This window comes from Verminephrobacter eiseniae EF01-2, from assembly GCF_000015565.1.
Classification (GTDB): Bacteria; Pseudomonadota; Gammaproteobacteria; order Burkholderiales; family Burkholderiaceae_C; genus Acidovorax; species Acidovorax eiseniae.
In genome coordinates, this window is the sequence record NC_008786.1 from 2,845,298 (window position 1) to 2,863,128 (window position 17,831).

At 61.3% G+C, this 17,831-nt stretch carries 18 protein-coding genes and 1 pseudogene; 5 read left to right on the top strand and 14 right to left on the bottom strand.

Going from position 1 to position 17,831, the window contains the following annotated elements; translation table 11 throughout:
• The 3 genes from VEIS_RS12275 to VEIS_RS12280 all read right to left on the bottom strand — a co-directional run bounded on the left by VEIS_RS12275 (position 1) and on the right by VEIS_RS12280 (position 2,312).
• Positions 1 to 756: a succinate dehydrogenase/fumarate reductase iron-sulfur subunit gene (locus tag VEIS_RS12275; RefSeq protein WP_011810261.1), complete on the bottom strand. Its 756-nt coding sequence runs from the start codon at positions 754 to 756 to the stop codon at positions 1 to 3.
• Positions 757 to 781: 25 nt separating this feature from the next.
• The gene (locus tag VEIS_RS26200) at positions 782 to 952 is read right to left on the bottom strand and encodes a thiamine pyrophosphate-binding protein (RefSeq protein ID WP_011810262.1); all 171 of its coding nucleotides are present in this window, start codon (positions 950 to 952) and stop codon (positions 782 to 784) included.
• A 172-nt stretch (positions 953 to 1,124) separates the two neighbouring features.
• Positions 1,125 to 2,312, bottom strand: a complete 1,188-nt coding sequence (locus tag VEIS_RS12280; protein ID WP_011810263.1) for an acyl-CoA dehydrogenase family protein — start codon at positions 2,310 to 2,312, stop codon at positions 1,125 to 1,127.
• A gap of 102 nt (positions 2,313 to 2,414) precedes the next feature.
• Between VEIS_RS12280 and VEIS_RS12285 the strand changes: the two genes are divergently transcribed.
• Positions 2,415 to 3,284, top strand: a complete 870-nt coding sequence (locus tag VEIS_RS12285) for an IclR family transcriptional regulator (protein ID WP_011810264.1) — start codon at positions 2,415 to 2,417, stop codon at positions 3,282 to 3,284.
• Here VEIS_RS12285 and VEIS_RS12290 read toward each other — a convergent pair.
• Together VEIS_RS12290 and add are read right to left on the bottom strand one after the other, a co-directional pair.
• Complete coding sequence (locus tag VEIS_RS12290) at positions 3,274 to 4,248, bottom strand: Bug family tripartite tricarboxylate transporter substrate binding protein (protein WP_011810265.1); 975 nt, start codon at positions 4,246 to 4,248, stop codon at positions 3,274 to 3,276. The genes VEIS_RS12285 and VEIS_RS12290 overlap by 11 nt on opposite strands.
• Complete coding sequence (gene add / locus VEIS_RS12295) at positions 4,245 to 5,354, bottom strand: adenosine deaminase (protein ID WP_011810266.1); 1,110 nt, start codon at positions 5,352 to 5,354, stop codon at positions 4,245 to 4,247. The genes VEIS_RS12290 and add overlap by 4 nt, the downstream gene beginning before the upstream one ends.
• Positions 5,355 to 5,438: 84 nt before the next feature.
• Here add and VEIS_RS12300 point away from each other — a divergent pair, with 84 nt between their 5' ends.
• On the top strand, positions 5,439 to 6,410 hold the full coding sequence (locus VEIS_RS12300) for a LysR family transcriptional regulator (RefSeq protein WP_011810267.1): 972 nt from the start codon (positions 5,439 to 5,441) through the stop codon (positions 6,408 to 6,410).
• A gap of 9 nt (positions 6,411 to 6,419) precedes the next feature.
• On the opposite strand, the gene VEIS_RS12305 is transcribed toward VEIS_RS12300, so the two are convergent.
• A complete protein-coding gene (locus VEIS_RS12305) occupies positions 6,420 to 7,481 on the bottom strand; it encodes an IS630 family transposase (RefSeq protein ID WP_011810268.1) in 1,062 nt (353 codons plus the stop codon).
• A 42-nt stretch (positions 7,482 to 7,523) separates the two neighbouring features.
• Here VEIS_RS12305 and VEIS_RS26205 point away from each other — a divergent pair, with 42 nt between their 5' ends.
• Positions 7,524 to 7,703: a hypothetical protein gene (locus tag VEIS_RS26205; protein ID WP_232287674.1), complete on the top strand. Its 180-nt coding sequence runs from the start codon at positions 7,524 to 7,526 to the stop codon at positions 7,701 to 7,703.
• Here the strand turns inward: VEIS_RS26205 and VEIS_RS12310 are convergent.
• Together VEIS_RS12310 and VEIS_RS12315 are read right to left on the bottom strand one after the other, a co-directional pair.
• A pseudogene (locus tag VEIS_RS12310) lies at positions 7,683 to 8,738 on the bottom strand (IS630 family transposase). The gene VEIS_RS26205 and the pseudogene VEIS_RS12310 overlap by 21 nt on opposite strands.
• Positions 8,739 to 8,955: 217 nt before the next feature.
• The gene (locus tag VEIS_RS12315) at positions 8,956 to 9,906 is read right to left on the bottom strand and encodes an IS110 family RNA-guided transposase (protein ID WP_011810270.1); all 951 of its coding nucleotides are present in this window, start codon (positions 9,904 to 9,906) and stop codon (positions 8,956 to 8,958) included.
• A 226-nt stretch (positions 9,907 to 10,132) separates the two neighbouring features.
• Between VEIS_RS12315 and VEIS_RS12325 the strand changes: the two genes are divergently transcribed.
• Positions 10,133 to 11,268 (top strand): IS3 family transposase gene (locus VEIS_RS12325; RefSeq protein ID WP_076611854.1). Its coding sequence is split into 2 segments (ribosomal slippage): positions 10,133 to 10,337 and positions 10,337 to 11,268, totalling 1,137 coding nucleotides; the frame shifts between segments, so codons are not numbered across the junction.
• A gap of 69 nt (positions 11,269 to 11,337) precedes the next feature.
• Here the strand turns inward: VEIS_RS12325 and VEIS_RS12330 are convergent.
• Positions 11,338 to 12,510, bottom strand: coding sequence for a transposase family protein (locus VEIS_RS12330; protein ID WP_232287675.1), 1,173 nt, complete (start codon positions 12,508 to 12,510; stop codon positions 11,338 to 11,340).
• On the opposite strand from VEIS_RS12330, the gene VEIS_RS29730 reads away from it, so the two are divergent.
• Positions 12,509 to 12,697: a hypothetical protein gene (locus VEIS_RS29730; protein ID WP_198138081.1), complete on the top strand. Its 189-nt coding sequence runs from the start codon at positions 12,509 to 12,511 to the stop codon at positions 12,695 to 12,697. The two genes, VEIS_RS12330 and VEIS_RS29730, sit on opposite strands and share 2 nt — an antisense overlap.
• A gap of 478 nt (positions 12,698 to 13,175) precedes the next feature.
• On the opposite strand, the gene VEIS_RS28705 is transcribed toward VEIS_RS29730, so the two are convergent.
• From VEIS_RS28705 to VEIS_RS12345, 5 genes are all read right to left on the bottom strand, one after another.
• Positions 13,176 to 13,547, bottom strand: coding sequence for a 4'-phosphopantetheinyl transferase family protein (locus VEIS_RS28705; RefSeq protein WP_157048495.1), 372 nt, complete (start codon positions 13,545 to 13,547; stop codon positions 13,176 to 13,178).
• 324 nt (positions 13,548 to 13,871) lie between these two features.
• Entirely contained in the window at positions 13,872 to 15,164 is a 1,293-nt protein-coding gene (locus tag VEIS_RS28710; RefSeq protein WP_157048496.1) for a hypothetical protein, read from the bottom strand.
• Positions 15,165 to 15,169: 5 nt separating this feature from the next.
• Positions 15,170 to 15,907: an outer membrane lipoprotein-sorting protein gene (locus VEIS_RS12335; protein ID WP_011810275.1), complete on the bottom strand. Its 738-nt coding sequence runs from the start codon at positions 15,905 to 15,907 to the stop codon at positions 15,170 to 15,172.
• 17 nt (positions 15,908 to 15,924) lie between these two features.
• A complete protein-coding gene (locus VEIS_RS12340; protein ID WP_011810276.1) occupies positions 15,925 to 17,148 on the bottom strand; it encodes an ABC transporter permease in 1,224 nt (407 codons plus the stop codon).
• Complete coding sequence (locus tag VEIS_RS12345) at positions 17,145 to 17,831, bottom strand: ABC transporter ATP-binding protein (RefSeq protein WP_011810277.1); 687 nt, start codon at positions 17,829 to 17,831, stop codon at positions 17,145 to 17,147. The genes VEIS_RS12340 and VEIS_RS12345 overlap by 4 nt, the downstream gene beginning before the upstream one ends.

Consider the following 17,831-nt stretch of genomic DNA (forward strand, 5'->3'; position numbering starts at 1 on the left):
TCAACCTCCCTGCAGGAACAGCATCAGCGCGTTCTTCTTCAAGCCCGCGATCGAGCCGGTCGGGCTCAGGTGCACCGGGCAATGCGTCATGCAGTTGCCCTGGCTGTGGCAGGCGTTGCATCCGCTGCCTGCACTGGCCTGCCGGAGCACGGCCCGGGGGTCGGCGTGGCGTTCGTCGTTGAACAGGCTCCAGGCCCGGTTGAGCGCGGCCGGGCCGAGGTATTGCCGGTCCCACGCAACCACATCGCAGGCGGCATGGCAGACCCCGCAGTTGATGCATTCGATGGCGGCATCGGCCAGTTTGCGCCGCCTGCTTTGGGGCGCGATGTTCGCCGGCGGATCGTTGCGCGTGGCCGTGCCCACGAAGCGGTTGCCGGCCTTTTTCCATTTGTCGAAAAACCCGGACATGTCGACCACCAAGTCCTTGATGCGCGGCATGTTGCGCAGCGGCTCGATCACGATCTGCCCGTCCTCCTCGACCCGGCGCACATGGGTGCGACAGGTCCAGCGCGGCCGGCCGTTGACCGTCATCGCGCACGAGCCGCAAACACCGACGCGGCAGGCGAAGCGGTACGAGAGCGTCGGCTCCAGGGTGCGCTGGATCTCGGTGACGACATCGAGAATGGTCTGGTTCTCGCGCCACGGGATCAGGTAGCTGGCGTAGTCGCCAGCGCCAGCGTGGCGGCCGCGATCGATGCGCACGCTGAGCATGCGCTGCGGGTCCCGGGTGCTGGCTGCATGTGTCTTCGTTTCCATGGGGGTGCCCCTCGATCGTGGCCAATCAATGCTCGGCCATGAACACGGCGGCCGCCTCGTGGCGGACATGGACGATGCGGATTCGGGCGTCGATGCAGGCGTCGTACAGCGGCGTGATCTGGTTGCCGCAGAGGCTGAAGATCGTCGTCACGCCATGCCGTGCCAGGGTTCGCACAATCAATTCGGAGCCAAGCATGTCACTCCTGTCTCGGGCGGATCGAGGCCGCCTCATCGTGGGGGTAGCCCAGTCTATGACTTGAATATTTTCAAATCAAGTAAATTTTGATCGTGTTTCTATGAATTTGTGAAGATGCCCGGGCGCTGCACCGCGCACCATGCACTGCGGCACCGTGCCCCTGGCCAAAACCTCAGCCCTGCGGCAGCCCGTTCTTGAGCAAGTCGCGCGCGATCACCCAGCGGTGCACCTCGCTCGGCCCCTCGACGATCCGCAGCACGCGCGCCGAGCGGGCGATGTATTCGAGCGGCAGTTCCTTGGACAATCCCATGCCGCCGAAGAGCTGGATTGCGCGGTCGGCAACACGGGCAATCAGCTCGGTCGCCTGCACCTTGACCATGGAGCCGTCGCGGCGGAAGTCCTGGGCGCCCTGGTCGATCTTCCAGGCCAACTGGTAGACCTGCAGCCGCACCATCTCCAACTCCTGCCAACTGTCGGCGATCATCCACTGGATGGCTTGCCGGTCGGCGAGCAAGGCGCCGAAGGTTTTGCGTGTGTTGGCCTGCTCGATCATCATCTGCAGGCAACGCTGCGCCAAACCCAGGCAGCGTGAAGCGATGTCCAGGCGGCGCACTCCGAGCCGGTTGGTGATCGGGATGAACGCCTGGCCGACCTCGCCCAACACCTGGCCGTCACCGAGTTCCACGTTGTCGAAGAACACTTGGTAAGGGTGGTATTCGCCGATCATCGGGTACGAGCCGGGGATGCTGACCCCCGGCGTCTCGCGGTCGACGAGGAAAGCCGTCATGCCGCCGCGCGCGCCCTTGGCCGGGTCCGTGAGCGCCACCACGATCATGAAGTGTGCGCGGCGCGCATGGCTGATCCACATTTTTGCGCCATTGATCACCCACTTGCCGTTGCGCCGCTCGGCGCTGGTGCGGATGCCGGCCGCATCCGAGCCTGCTCCTTGCTCGGACAACGCGATGCAGCTTTTCTTTTCGCCGCGCAGATAGGGCAACAGGTACTTGTCGATCTGGGCGCCCCGGCACTGATCGTTGAGCAGGTACAGGTTGGGGCTGTCCGGCGGCGCAACGAACGGAACGATCGAGTGCTTGAGTTGCTCCGTGACCACGCACTTGGCAAGCATGCCGAGGGCCTGACCGCCGAACTCCTGCGGCACATCGATGCCCCAAAGACCGATCATGCGGGCCTTGTGCTGCAGTTCGTGTTCCACATCCTCGGGCAGCAGCGGATCATCGCGCAGGCCACGCTCGGCCTCGCGCCGCACGACGAGCGCCTCATGGGGAATCAATTCGCGCCGGGTGAAGTCGCGCACCGTGTCGCGGATCATCCGCACGGTGTCCGGCAACTCGAAATTCATGGCCCGATTCTCCTTGCTGCCGGTATATGGACATTCCCGGCCCCATCGATCATAGGAAAGCCGGCGCTAAGATCACGCAATCTCTCTTGCAAATGAGTCCATATGCCGATACGTGAAGACGATCCGCAGCCGGCCCGCGTGGCAGGCAGCCAGGTGGTGCAGCGCATTGCGCTGCTGATGCGGCTGGTCGCTGCGGGCCAACGCTCGGGCCTGCGCTTGGCGGACTTGTACCGCGCCGCAGACCTGGAGCGGCCCACGGTGCATCGATTGCTGCAATCACTGGTGGCCGAGCGTCTGCTGCGCCAGGACAGCCACACGCACCGCTATTTCCTCGGGCCTGCGATGTACGAGATGGGCCTGGCCGCCTCGCCCAAACTGGCGCTGCGCGACATCTGTCATCCGCACCTGCAGCGCATTGCCAAACTGACGGGCGACACCGTGTTCCTGACGGAGCGATCGGGCCTGGATGGGGTCTGCACCGACAGGGCCGAAGGCGATGCGCCGATCAAGGTCTACGTGCTGGAGATCGGCCGGCGCCGGCCACTGACGGTGGGCGGCGGCTCTGCCGCCATCCTGAGCGCGATGGACGACGAGGAACTCAACCGCGTGTGCCGCGCCAACCTCGACCGCACGCTCAAGAAATTCCCGCGCTATTCCGAAGCAGTCCTGCGCCGCTGCATCGGGCGCGGGCGCTCGCGCGGCTACATCGTGCGCGACCTGCTGGAGATTCCCGACGTGCGCACGGTGGCGCTGGCGCTCCGCGATCCGCGCGGTCTTCCGATGGCGGGCATCAGCGTATCGACCATCGCGCCCCGCCTCGGCGATGAGCGCGCAGCGCAGGTGGCGGGCTGGATCCGCACGGCGGTCGATGCCATCGAAGCCGCGCTGGCCGCCTATGCTCCGGGCGCCCACCGCGCCGGCGCATCGGCTCAGCCAGCGCCGCCGGGCGCCGGCCAGGCGCTCACTCCTTGATGTTGGCGCTCTGCACGATCTTCTGGTTGCGCGCGTACTCGGTCTGCACGAAGCGGCCGAAGTCCTCGGGCGTGCCGCTGCCGGGCAGCGCGCCTTGCCCCACCAGTTTGCTGCGCACGGCGTCCTCCCGGAGCACGGCGTTGAGTTCCTGGTTGATGTGCCGCACCAGCGCGGGCGGCGTTTTCGCGGGCGCGAAGATGCCGGTCCAGCTCACCATGTCGTAGCCCTCGATGCCGGGCATCTCGTCGAACGCGGGCACGTTGGGCAAGGCGGCCAGCCGCTGGGTGCCGGTGATGCCGAGCGCCTTCAGCCGCTTGCCGTTCACATGCGGGATGGCGCTGGTGCTGACCAGCATCGCGAGGTCAATCTGATTGCCGATCACGTCGGTGGCGATCTGCGCGCCGCCGCGATAGGGCACATGCGTGACGAAGATGCCGCTGCGCTCCTTGAGCAGTTCCATCGCCAACTGCAGCACGGTGCCCACGCCCGAGGTGGCGTAGTTGTACTTGCCGGGTTTGGCTTTTGCGAGCTGCACGAAGTCGGCATAGGTTTGCGCCTCCAGGCCGGGGCGTGCGACCAGCACCATCGGCGCGGTGTTGAGCAGGCCGACCGGCGCCAAGTCTTTGAGCGGATCGAAGCGGAAGGCCGCAGGGTTGACCAGTTTGCCGATGGCGATGGCGCTGTCGGGCCCGACCACCAGTGTGTAGCCGTCGGGCGCCGCGTTCACGGCCTTGGCCACGCCGATGGCGCCGCCCGCGCCGCTCACGTTCTCGATCACGACCGACTGCTTGAGCCGCTCGCCGAGGCGCGCGGCGACCAGGCGCGCGTTGACGTCCACGCTGCCGCCCGCAGTGTACGGAACGATCAGGGTGATCGGCTTGGCGTCGGGCCACGCTTGCGCGAGCGCCGCAACGGGTAATGCCGCGCAGAGCGCGGCGGCGAGGAGCAGGCGGCGGTGGGTCATGGCGGGGTTCCTCCTTGAGTGCCGGGGAGCGATGCGGTGGGCAGGCGTGCGCGCAGCGTGTCGAACGCGTCGCTCCATTGCGCGCGCCAGGCGCGGCGTTGCGTGTCGTCGATCCATGCGCCGTCGAGGCCGTTGTGCATGAAGCCGCGCAGGTCGTCCAGGCCGAAGCCGAAGTCGCGCACCATCATCAGCCAGGCCTGCGTGGGCGTGACCTCGTGCAGCCTCGGGTCGTCGGTGTTGGGGTGGATGCGCAGGCCCAGGCCGGGCATGCGGCGGATCGGATGGTCCAGCGCCCAGCGCTCGGGCGGCAGCGTGCGCAGGTAGTACGAGTTGGTCGGCACCACGGTGAAGAGCACACCGCGCTCGGCGCACTCGCGCGCGAACTCGGGCCGGTCGACCACCGTGTAGCCGTGATCGATGCGGTCGACCTTCAGCATGTCCAGCGCGCTGCGCACGTAAGTCCACGGCATGCCGAACTCGCCGGCATGCGCCGTGGTCTTGAGGCCCGCTCGTTTGGCTTCGGCATAGGCCTGCATGAAGAGCTCCGGCGGCCGGTCGTTCTCGCGGTAGTCGATGCCGATGCCGATCACCTCGTCGCAGCGATTCGCATTCACCCACTCGACCATTTCCACGGCGGCCTCGGGGCTGGCCTCGCGGTCGATGGCGGCGATGAGGCGGCCGGTGATGCCGAAGTCCTGCTGCGCATCCCGGATCGCGCGGACGATGGCGGCCTGCGCCATCGGGTAGGCGATGCACGAGGCGTGCACCGTGCCGGTTGGGTTCCAGAAGAACTCGGCATGGTGCACGTTGTGGGCGGCCGCGTCCTGCAGGTATTCGAGCGTGAGCTGGTACAGGTCGTCGGCGCAGCGCACCAACTGGGCGTCGAGCGCGCGCAGCACGCGCAGCACGCCGGCCGGCTTTTCGCTGCGCGTGTAGAAGCTCTCGATTTCGCTGGCGGCCAGCGGTGCGCCAGCGCGCTGGTTGAGCTGCTCGAAGGTCTCGTGGCGCACCGTGCCGAACAGGTGGGCGTGCAACTCGACCTTGGGCAGCGCCCGCAGCATGGCCTCCAGCGTGAGCGGGGCGGGGGTGGGGCCGGCAGGGGTCATGCGCGCAGTCTAGGCAGACGCGGGACATAAGGAAAATTTTGAATTTCTATAATTTGATTCACTGAGTCGATAACCGGAGCGCCCATGGCCACCTTGTCCACGCCCTTGCCGCTGCGGGCGCTCACACTGCGCCAGTTGCAGTTCTTCTCGGTGCTGGTGGAAGAAGGGCAGTTCGGCCGCGCAGCGAAGCGGCTGGCCATCACCCAGCCCGCGCTCAGCAACGCGATCAAGCAAATGGAAAAACTGCTCGGTGCCGAACTGCTCACGCGCACCACCCACCGCCTCGAACTCACGCCCGTGGGCGCCGAGGTGCTGGTGCGCACGGATTTCCTGGTCCACTCTTTCGCGGTGGCGCTGCGCGACATCGAGGGCACGGTGCAGCGCGGCCGGGCCTTCGTGCGCATCGGCGTGATTCCCTCGGCCAGCGCGCGCGTCGCGGCGGCGGCGAGCGAGTTCCTGAAAACCGGCGAGCGGGAAGTGGAACTGGCTTGGCGCGACGCCCCCTCGACCGCGCTACTGGCCGAACTGCGCAGCGGCCAGCTCGACATGGCGGTGGCCGCCATCACCGAGCCGCCGGGCGGGCTGACCTGCATCGACCTGTTGCGCGATCCGCTGGTGCTGGTGGTGCGCCGCGACCATGCGCTGGCGGCGGCGGGCGGAGCCACATGGGAGGCCATCGGCCGCGAGCGCCTCGTGCTGTTCGAAAGCGGCAGCATGCCGGCGCTGGGCAACCCGGCGCGCGCGCAATTCGCGCAGGGTACCGAGCCCTGGCGCGTGAGCTATTCTGAAACGCTTTATGCGCTGGTGCGAAGCGGGCAGGCGCTGGGGCTGATGCCGCGCCTGTACACCGCGCCGCTGCGCGATCCCGAGTTGGCGGTGGTGCCCCTGCTCGAGCCGCGCATCGAACGCCGCGTGGTGCTGGCCTATCTGCCGGGGCCGATGCGCAACATGGTGGCGCAGGAACTGATCGCGTTCCTGCGCGAGCGGCTGCCGCAGGCGGGCCAAGCCACGGCGCGCCGCATGGCCAACGGCACGCGGACCAAGCGCCAGGGCTAGTCCACTGCATCATTGAATAAGCACCTGCCGAATGCGCCGTGATGGATCGTCGTACTTCCACTTGATGGGCTTGGGATTCTTGTTGTGTTCGCGGATGTAGCGCATCAGCTTTCGCCCCAAGTCCTTCACCGAGGTAAATACGCCGCGGGTTATGACATCACGCTGAATGCGCGAGAACCAGTTCTCCACTTGGTTCAGCCACGACGAGTACGTGGGTGTGAAGTGCATGCGCACGTTGCCGTGCTGTACAAGGAAGTCCCGCACGCGCTGGGTCTTGTGGCTGCTGACGTTGTCGCAGATGACATGGATCTCCTGCCGCTCGCACTGGCTGGCGACGATGTCGGTAAGGAAGGCGACGAATTGCTCGCTGGTGTGGCGCGCCGCGGTCTTGCCCAGCACCTGGCCGGTGGCGGTGTTCAGCGCCGCGAACAAGCTCAGCGTGCCGTTTCTCTTGTACTCGAATCCGTGGCTCTCGGCACGCCCTGGCGACAGCGGCAGCATCCGGTCCTTGCGATCGAGTGCCTGGATGGCGGTCTTCTCATCGACGCAGAACACCACGGCGTGCGCCGGTGGATTGAGGTACAGCCCGATCACATCGGCCGCCTTGGTCTCGAAGTCCGGGTCGTTGGACACCATGTGTCGATCCAGCCTTTGCGCTCGCACGTTGTGCTTGCGCCAGATGCGCTGAACAGCAGAAACGGATACGTCGCCAAGTTCAGCCGACAACTTGTAGCTGCTCCAGTGCGTGGAGCCATCGCTCGGCTTGCGCCTGAGCGTGTAGTTGAGCACCCGCGCTTCCAGTTTTGCCGGTGGCTGCTTGGGCGCGCGTCCCGGGTGCCGGGCGTACATGCCCGCCAGGCGCTCGCTGAGAAAGCGGCTGGACCAGCGGGAGATGAAACGCGAGTCGCATTCGAGCCTTTGCATGATGGTGTCGCGCGACTGACCCTCTTCGAGCATGAGGATCAGCTTGGCCCTGCGCACGTCCGCCACGCGCGCCGTGCGGCTACGCGTGGCGGTCAGCAATTTGTCTCGCTCGGCGTCGGTCAGATTCATTTTTCCCATGCGTTGCATTTAACCACAAATGGGGTGTTGTTTCAATGGTGCAGTGGACTAGTGTCGCGTCACCGATCATCTGTCGGTCTGCGCTGGCCATCGAAGCGCATCGCGGCGTTGCATCGCTTGCCAATACGCTCGGTATGGGCTGCGCGATGCGCCTTGCGCTGCGCTCCGATGGCTGCGCGCAGCCTACGACATCTGATCGGTGACGCGACACTAGTGGACTGTAATGATTGAATCAGGAGCAATTCTCCGAGTTGGGTCGAAGTACTTCCACTGCACGGACTTGGGTTGCTCGTTGTACTTGCGGATGTAGCGCATGAGCGTTCTCTTGAGATCGGGTACCGAGGTGAATACGCCGCGAGCGATCACGTCGCGCTCAATCTTGGCGAACCACAGCTCAACCTGGTTGAGTCATGACGAGTAGGTCGGCGTGAAGTGCATACGCAGGTTCGGATGCTCACGGAGGAACGCGTCAACCAGCTTGGTCTTGTGTGCCGAGAGGTTGTCGACGATGACGTGAATTTCCTTGCCGCGCGGCTGATGGGCCACGATGTCGGCGAGGAAGGAGACGAACTCGGACGAGGTATGCCGCGTGGCGGTCTTGCCCAGCACTTCTCCGGTCTTGGTATTGAAGGCGGCGTACAGCGAGAGCGTTCCATGCCTGAAGTACTCAAAGCCATGACGCTCGGCACGCCCCGGCGTGAGCGGCAGCACCGGGTCTTTGCGATCGAGCGCCTGAATCGCCGTCTTCTCGTCGACGCTGAAGACGGCCGCATGCTGCGGCGGGTTCAGATACAAGCCGATGACATCGGCTGCCTTGGTTTCAAAGTCCGGATCGTTGGAGGCGAGATAGCCTTCGAGCCGATGCGGTTTGAGTCCGTGCTTGGCCCAGATGCGCGCCACGGTCATGTGCGAGATGTCGCCACCAAGTTCGGCAGCGAGTTTGCGCGTGGACCAGTGCGTGGAACCATCGGCGGGCTTGTGCTTGGTCGTGCGCGCCAACACACGCGCCTCAAGGCGGTCGGTGACCTTGTAGCGCTGGCGACCGGCATGGCGAGAAAACAAGCCTGCCAAACGGTCAGCGGCAAAGCGCTTGCTCCAGAGAGCAATGTAGCTGTCATTGCAATCGAGCTTGGCCCTGATGGCGCTCCAGGTCAGTCCCTCGGCAAGCAGCAAGATCAGACGCGCACGACGCGCCAAATCCGCTCGAACGGACCTTCCATTGGCTTGCTGGCGCAGTTCCACGATTTCGGCTTCGGTCAAGTTCATCGTGTCCTCCAAGGAGGTAATTTTACTATCTATTTAAACGTTATGGTCCACTAGTCCACTGCACCAAGTCTTTTCCAATTCAGGTATATGACCTTGCCCCCGAAAAACGTATCCCTTGCTGAGTGGTTCAATGCAAGCAAGGAAAACGGAAATGACGAAGACAGTGCGGGCGCGCTACACGCTGGAATTCAAGCAGCAACCATCTTGAATGACTAAGTCAAACCGCTTGAGCAAGTTCGTTGCGCCAAGGCGACTTGGTGCGAGCGATGGCGTTCAAGATGACCAACAGCTTGTGCATGCAGGCGAGCAGAGCGACCTTTTTGGGCTTGCCGGCGGCCAGCAGCCTTGCATAGAAGGCTTTGAGCACGCGATTGAAGCGCGTGCCTACCAAGGCGGCCACGAACAGCACGCGGCGCACGTCGGCGCGACCACCGAAGATGTGGCGCTGTCCACGCAGCGTGCCCGAGTCCCGATTGATGGGGGCCAAGCCCACCAGCGAGGTGATCTGCTTGCGATTGAGCTGGCCCAGCTCGGGTAGTTGCGCCAGCAGCGTGCTGGCCGTGGTGGGACCCACGCCCTTGACCGAGGTCAGCAAGGCCGCCAGATCGGCGTGGTGCGCCAAGACATGCTCCTTGAGCTGCCCGTCCAGGTCGTTGAGTTGCTCGGCAATGGTAGCCATGATCCGCAAGATGCTGGGCTTGGCCTTGGGATGTGCCAGGGCCAGTCGCTGGCGTTCGGCCACCAGCATGGCCACGAGTTGGCGGCGGCGCACCACCAGGGCGGTCAACGCGCGCTGCTGCTCGTCGGCCAGCATGCGCGGCTCATGACCCTGGGCGTCCAGCAAGGCGGCAAAGCCGCGCAGCGCCTGCGCATCGATGCGATCGGTCTTGGCCAGTTTGCCCATGCAACGGGCAAAGTCGCGCGCCTGGCGCGGATTGATCACCGACACACGCAAGCCTGCCGCGGACAAGGCAAGCGCCAGGTACTGCTCGTAGCCGCCGGTGGCCTCCAGCAGCACCAGGCGCGGCGACAGCGGCGCCAGCAGTTGGCACAGCTGGGCATGCCCGGCCTCATCGTTGCCAAGACTGAAGGTCTGTGCTTGACCAGTGGTGGCCACCTCGAAGGTGCGCTTGGCCACGTCGATACCTACATAAACGGGTTCACTCATACAAGTCCTGTGGCTCCCAGCCTTATGAATACGAAATGTGTTCGGTCAACCATTCGGGATGCGGCAGAACAAACAGACCACCACCGTGCGCCCTGGGCTGAAATTCGAGCTCGGGCTCGCAGGAGACACAGGCTGCACGGTGGTGAGTCAACCAGTTCAGCAATCAAGGCTGGCAATCACGCCTTGACCACTGAAGTTTGAATGATCTGAAAGATATAAGGAGGCAGTGCGACTGGTCCATGGCGGCCAGAGCATCGCAGCGGCGGCCAGGACGCTGGGCGTGGTGGAACAGACGCTGTTCAACTGGGTCAAGGCGGATCGCCTGGGCAAGCTCACAGGCGCTGACAGCAAGGCAGTGAGCGTCGAGCAGATGGAGATCAGCCGGCTGCGCGCGGAGCTGGCACGCGTGAAGATGGAGCGTGACATCCTGGGAAAAGCGACGGCGTACTTCGCGAAGGCGCACACCTGAAGTACGCCTTCATTCACCGCAACCGCCAGGCGTGGCCGATCTCGGTGCAGTGCCGAGTCCTGCAGGCCAGCATCACCGGCTACCACGAACACTTCGTTCGTAGAGCCAGCGCGGCCCAGCGGCACCATCTCAGCGACGACGCGCTGCTGGTGCACATCGAGGTGATCCACGCCGAAACGCGGGGCGGCTACGGCTGGCCGCGCACGTGGAAGGAACTGCTGGCCAGGGGCATCCGGGTGGGCAAGGAGCGGGTGCGCAAGCTCATGCAACTGCACGGCATCCGGGCCAAGGGCAAGCGCCGCTTGAAGGTCACCACGGACAGCAAGCATGACCTGCCGATCGCCCCCAATCTGCTGGATCGGCAGTTCGATGTGGCCGAACCCGACAAGGTCTGGGTGGGCGACATCACCTACATCGCAACCGACGAAGGCTGGCTGTTGCTGGCCGTGGTGATCGACCTGTTCAGCCGCCAGGTGGTGGGCTGGTCACTGCGCCAGGACATGACGCGCGACATCGTCATCGATGCTGTGCGCATGGCCTGGTTCAAGCGCCATCCGCGCAAGCATGCCGGGCTGATCTTGCACAGCGACCGGGGCAGCCAATACGCCAGCGAGGACTTCAGGGACGTGCTCGCCCAGTGCGGCATCACGGCCTCGATGAGCCGCAAGGGCAACTGCTGGGACAACGCCTGCAGCGAGACCCTGTTCGGTTCGTTGAAGGTGGAGCGACTGCATGGGCAGCGCTTCGTGACGCGGCGCCAGGCCAAGGACGAGGTCATCGCCTGGGTACTCTGGTACAACCGCACCCGGCTGCACTCCACGCTGGCGTACGTCAGCCCGGTGCGGTTCGAGCAAGACTGGTATGCGGCTCAGGCCAAGCAAGCCAATTCGTGACTCCGCTATGGGGTACGGATTCCAGGGGCAAGGTCAATGAGCCTGAATGCAGGGGCCACGAGAGATGATTCAGGCGGCTTCTTTGGGTCGTCGGTTGAACAGGTCGAAGAGTTTAGAGCGGGCGACATTCATGGCGTTGGCCGCGTCCAGATCGCTGATCTGGGCGGCCTTAGCCTGTAGGTCTTCGATGGTGATGCCAGGGCGCAGATACTGCTGGGCGTCGGCCAGGCTGGCGAGCTTCTCCAGCGGGGTTTGCACCATGTCGTGGGGGTAGGTCTTGCGCACCTTGCCCTTGGTATCGACGATCTCCTTGGCGAACATGCTGAGGCGATGCAGGTTCACGTAGGGATTCAGATGCTCGCGGCAGAACGTATCGATGCGCGCGGCCAAGCGCTGCGGGATATGGCTGTAGCCGAAGGTCTTTCTGACGACCGAGGCGTTCTTGCTCTCGGCCACCACCTTGTTGATGTACTCGCTGCCGTTGTCCGAATGCAAGCCCAGGATCACGAAGGGGAACTGCTCGATGAGGGCCTCCAGGGCGGGCAGCAGGTAGGCTTGGCTGATGCGCTCGCAGCAGGCCAGCACCTCCCACTGGGTGACGATGTCCACGGCGTTGATGTGATAGACCCCTTTGGTGCCGTCCAGATCGCCTTGGTGGACCGAGTCGATGCGGATGAAGCCCGGGCGTCCTTGTGGGCTCGGCGCGCGGCGCAGCCCGATGGGGTGAGCAACGGGCCGCGTCTTGTTGACGCTCACACGTTGGGCCTTGTAGACCTTGCTGGCGCGCAGGTTGTACAGGTGCGAGACCGACAACCTGGCCAGGCGCTCGAAGCGAGCGTCGCCGCCAGCCCATGCCCGGCCAAGCAGGTGCACCGTGGCAGGCCCCGAGAGCGTACCGTGGGCGCGGTCCACTTCGGCCAGCACCACGGTGTCGCCCGGCGTGTAGCGCCGCGCGAAGGCATGAGCCGGACTGCGATAGCGCTTGTGCAGGCTCGCGCCGTGTACAACGCGCATGAGCAGCCGGGTGAGTTGGGCGCGCGAGTAGCCGCTGGTGCGTTGCAGGTAGCGCAACACCACGCCCTTGTCGGGGCGCTTGAGCTTGGCGTAGTCCAGCCGCACGGCCACCGCGACGATGTGAGCGTAGCGAGCGTCGTCGCTGTCGGGAACGCAAAAACGCACTTCGAGCGTGCCGGCCAGAAAGGCTTGCAGTTGCGAGATTGTCTGAAGACGGGATTCGTCCATGTCGATCACCATGCGAAAAATGATCGACCCCAACCTGCCGCTCAGGCTCATACCTCGTTGGAATCACAACCCCCGCTTCAGGCTCACACCTCGTTGGACAAGACTCACCCAGGCGGCGATCTTTGACGAAACGTTGCCCGAGGGAATCGTGCTGTTTGACTTGGCCATCGACACGCCGTTGTGCTAGCAGGCTCAACGCCAGCGTGTTACCGATGTGGTTGCCAAGGTGCGTGCGTGCCAAACACAGCCTGTTGCGCGGACTTGAGGGGATTCTTTCTCTCGCTGTTTTTGCGATGCCGCCCGATGCTCGAAAAAGCATCCGTGGTCAAAGCAATGCGTAAGTTGTTGATTTTGAAGGAGCTTGTGTTGCGGACTTGGTCGTTTGCACGTCCGCAGGGAGTAGAGAAAGAGAGAGGAAAACCGGGGCAGAAACGCCGAAATCACGGGTTGCGGCGAGTGGCGAAGTTCGCAAGCACAAGTGAAGACCCCGCCAAGCTTGGGGGCTGACGGGGTTGATCGAAATGCAAAGAGGGGGTCTTTGCAAGTTTTATTGGTGGAGCAATACGGAATTGAACCCAAAACTACTCTTGGTGCCGTTGTATAGCATTGCGGAAGTTTATGTCCGTACCGTAGATATAACATTTATCGCAACAACAGCCCGACACTCAAGCATCAACTCTGATGTTGATAAAAACCGAATCCTCGGATGCAAGCACCAGTCGCCATGAGGGGAAGGGCTCCCAATGAGAAAGACGTATATCCGTGATGTAGCGTTCTTTTGGCATGACTGTCGGCAAACCAGCAGTTTGGCAAAGTTGCCACCACTGTGGCAAGAGCACCGGTAGATCGACTTGCTGCATCTTGCTGAGTGCCTCCAATTCGCACCAGGCTGCAAACAGCTGCACTGGCTTGATCTGTATCATATCAACTGGAAGTCCATGCAGCAAATCGGAACTGAGCGAACCAGCTCGATGTGGTATCACGTGCTCCATGTCGATACCAATCGGGCCTGTAGCACTAATAGCCAATGCGGCCATGCCGATGGGCTAGGGAGCAAGTTAGGTCACGGTAATGACCAACAGGTTGCAAAGGGCCGGATACATGATTAAATTCAACATGAGAGGGCTCGTCGCCCTTCTGCTGAGCCAAAAACCAGCGAAGAGCACGGCGAGCCGCAATGAATTCGCTACGCTTGTCTGCTCGGGCAATGTTGGCGGCACGCACCAATTCAGCTAACGACAATGATTCTTGGCTACTTAACACTGTCGCTACCGCTGCAGGTCCAAGCACCCACACAGCGATCCCATTCGAATGCAGTCTAGGCGGCAGTAAGTGATCGAGTAGATCAGGACGATGAGACACTAGTCAAAAAGATAACGTAGGCCGACCTGCACCCTCGTTCGCTCCAGCGCCGAGCCGAACTCGGAGCCTTCACGACCAGCGGTGCGCTGAAGTTCAATCCAAGTATCCAACTTTTCACCCGCTGGGCTAAAGCGTAAGCGCGGTGCCCACAGAGCACTATGATCTCTTCCCACCAATACACTGAGAGCAACAGAAAGATCATTATCTAAGGGTCGATCAATTCGTATCAGGAAACTATCGCGCTGGCGGGATCGTAATGCTTGGGCATCCCAAGCGATATTTAAGGCTGCTGCCGTACGATCTTGCGGCAGTAAGCTACGATGGAAATCAACGATTTGTCCCCATCGGCGGTAGTCTTCAGACGACATGCCACTTGCGTCATGTCGCCATTCAAAACGCAAACTCAATTGCGCCTCACTAGTCCAACCTATGCCAAGCATACCACGGCTATACCAGCGATCTTCCATCAGCCGTGATGTGGCATAGGAGCCGTTATTCGTATAAATATCGTCGACCCCCAAGGGCGACGCTCGATCAGGATAAATGTTGCGAAGCACTGGCTGCCGACTTCCGCGTTGAGAAAACAAGGCACCATACAACTGCATCTGTGCGTTCGGAGTATGAACAAATGAGGTGCCAAAACCTGCTCGCATATCGGATGGTTTTTGCACCAGCGCGGTCACATCGGTTTCCTCAAAATTAGCACGCAGAACACCTAACCATTGACGAATGCCTCGGTTAAAGTTGGGGTTCTGACTGTTAAAGCGATAGGTAGTATCTGTGCTGCTGTCGTCGCTGTAGATCAGATCAGCCCAAAAATGCTCACTGTTATAGCTGAGTTTTGCGATGGGAAAACCGCGCACACGGGCCGCCAAATCATCTATATCGCTAGAAATTATATTGTCGTTGAGAAAATCCAGTACATGCGCGTAATGGGCGTTGTCAAAATTCTCATTGAACTTACCCAAACTCAGCGCCCAGCGATCTGACAAAAGAAATTTCTTGCGCAACTGCAGCAGGTGGCCGCCACTACGTTCGTTGTTGAACACAGACGGCCCTTCACCACCACGGGTCTGGTCGTAATCCAGTCGATAGCGAAAGCTAAGGCCCTCCCACTTACCGTCTATCACGGTGGCACCAGTATATTGTTTAGCAGGCAGACCAGATAGCCAACCAGGATCCAAGTCCCGACGAAGCTCGGCGGTCTGCCCAGTGAACACCAAAGCAGATTTAATCTCCAGCGGGTCGGCATGGGCAGATAGACATGCCCCCAAGAAGATGCCCAAAAACACCCCCCTCATTCCATCAACCCATCAAGCGTGAATTTTTGACTGGGAAAGTCTTTGGCAGTGACCGATTCGATGACCATCTCGGTTTGTTGTGTGCTATCAACTCCATCACTGAAAACGGTGCGCTGCGTCAGAACCCTGCTGCCAATCTTGACTGGCTTGTCAAAACGGGCTGTTTTGAAGAGTTTGCCGCTCTTCAGATAAAACACTGCCTGCACTGGCCAGCCACCGTCGCGTGCAATGTAGAGATCCATCTTGGCATAGGCTGCGGTCGGTTTTGCCGCCGTCAGACTTAGCGCCCAAACCGAGATGTCATTTACAGTCTGCTCCGCGTTGACCTGATACTGGGCAGCGTAGTCATCTTGCCAGCGCAAGCGCCCTAGGTCACCGTAACTGGCTTCGCCCATCAGACGTTGAATCGGTGTAATACGAATCGGCAAACTGGCACGCGGCATGCGCACCCACACGGCCTCTTTGCTCATCAGTACGACTTGGCCGGCACTGCGCCCACTGAGCACTTCCACCAATGACAGATCTGTCCCCTTGAGTCGCACGCGCATCTCACTGTCACCATCTGGTTTTTGGTCTTTAGTACTCTTGAGTTTGACCCTGAGTTCAGCCGACTCGTCTTGCTGTCGGAAATTGTCGGCCTGCGCCAACAACGTCGAAGGTTGTGGGCGCTCAGCCGCGAACACAGCAGCACCTCCACATAAACTGAGCCATAAAGTCAAAAAAAGAAAACGCATAGTGCAATGACTCCCACTCAAACGTGATTGAGCTTTTCTATGATGGATAAACGACGTGTCACTCGATGTGGTGCCCAGGCAGCCAGTGCACTCAGCAAAATGAAGACCAGCCAGATCATCAAGCTGGTATCTACTTGCATAGAAATGATGAGCGGATAATCAGTGGTGCGCCCAGGCGGTGGTGGCATGCGGATGTCGGAAAGATTAACCACCAGCGCTGTCAGCAACGCTAGCACTAAGCCGACGCTTCCACCCAGCATGCCGATCATTCCGCCTTCGAGTAGAAATGTCTGTTGAATACGTCGATCTGGAATTCCAATGGCACGAAGCGTTCCGACTTCGCGAATGCGCTCCATAACGCTCATCAGCATGGAATTGGCGGTGGAGATAAACACCACTATAGCGATGATGATGCCCAACACAGTGAAGATGATGCGGTACAGCGATACAACCTGATTGTAAAAAGGTGCCAGTTCGATCCAGCGCTTGATATCCAGAGCTGGAAGCTGCGCACGCAGGCGTGAGGCCAATGCGTCGGTGGCATCGGTATCGCGCAACGCCAACACCAAGCGTGATATCTTTTGGGTCACTAACAATGACTGCACGTTTTGCAACGGCATCATGATGGCGCGGCGATCCAGATCAGGCACCCCTGTGCGGTAGGTGCCTGCAACCACGGCATCGGCCGCGTTGAGAACACCGTCTTCGGTGGTCACCATGACGGTGATCGTATCGCCCGGTTTAACCTGAAGACTGTGCGCAAGATCGACGGCAATCAGAATCTGCTCAGGTCTGCTGGGGTCATCGCTCAAACCATTGCCAGAGATAATCGGGGCAAACATGGTAGAGAGGCGGGACTCTTTTTCTGACTCCACACCCTGGCCTACAAAGGCCACACTACGACGCCCAGTGGAGAGCAGGCCCTCAAACAATATACGCCGAGTGCTGAAACGCAACCCAGACTCTTGCTGCAGATTGCTTTCCACTGCCTTGACCTGCTGCGGACTCAAGCCATACTGCAGGGGCTTTTCTTCGTTGCCCTCAAACTGGCCACGTGCGCCAATCTGGATGTGCCCTAGCTCGCTGCTTATGATGGATTCGCGCAAACCATGAAAGGATGCCAGCACAAAGCCGATACTCAGCAACAGCGCCATGCTGCCGCAGGCAACAATGGCGGCAGAAAGCACAGTGCGGCGCCGGTTGCGTGCGACATTGCGCCAAGCGTAGACAAACCACTTCATGCCAATATTCTTCCATCGGAGAGTGTGAACAACTTCTGCGCCCGCTCTACCACGCGCGCATCGTGAGTAGAGAACAAAAAAGCAGTTCCCAGTTGCCGATTCAGCGACTGCATCAGGTCGAGCAGTTGTGCAGCGGTCTGACTATCTAGACTGGCAGTAGGCTCATCGGCCAACACCAACAGCGGCGCATTCACCAATGCCCGTGCCACCGCCACCCGCTGTTGTTGGCCGCCGGAAAGCTGCTTGGGCCGGTGGCTCATGCGGTCAGCTAGGCCCACCGCATCAAGCAAACTCTCTGCGCGCTTGCGGCGCTCACTCGACGACATGGATGTCATTAACAAGGGAAGCTCAACGTTTTCTATCGCACTGAGCACCGGAACTAGGTTGAAGCTCTGAAACACAAAGCCCAGGCGATTCCGTCGCAATTGATCAAGTGCCTCAGTAGCTCCGTGGTCGACCGTCTGACCATCGAGCCAAATTTCACCCTGATTTGGTGGTTCCAACAATCCAAGCAGATTGAGCAAAGTGCTCTTGCCACTACCAGAGGGGCCACATAAGGCAGCAAAGTCACCCTGTTCAATTGTGATATCCACCCCGCGCAGTGCGGCCACCGAGGTTTCGCCAAATGCGTATAATTTGTGCAAGTTGCTGGCACGCAGAGCAATGGAAGACTCGACTGCCAT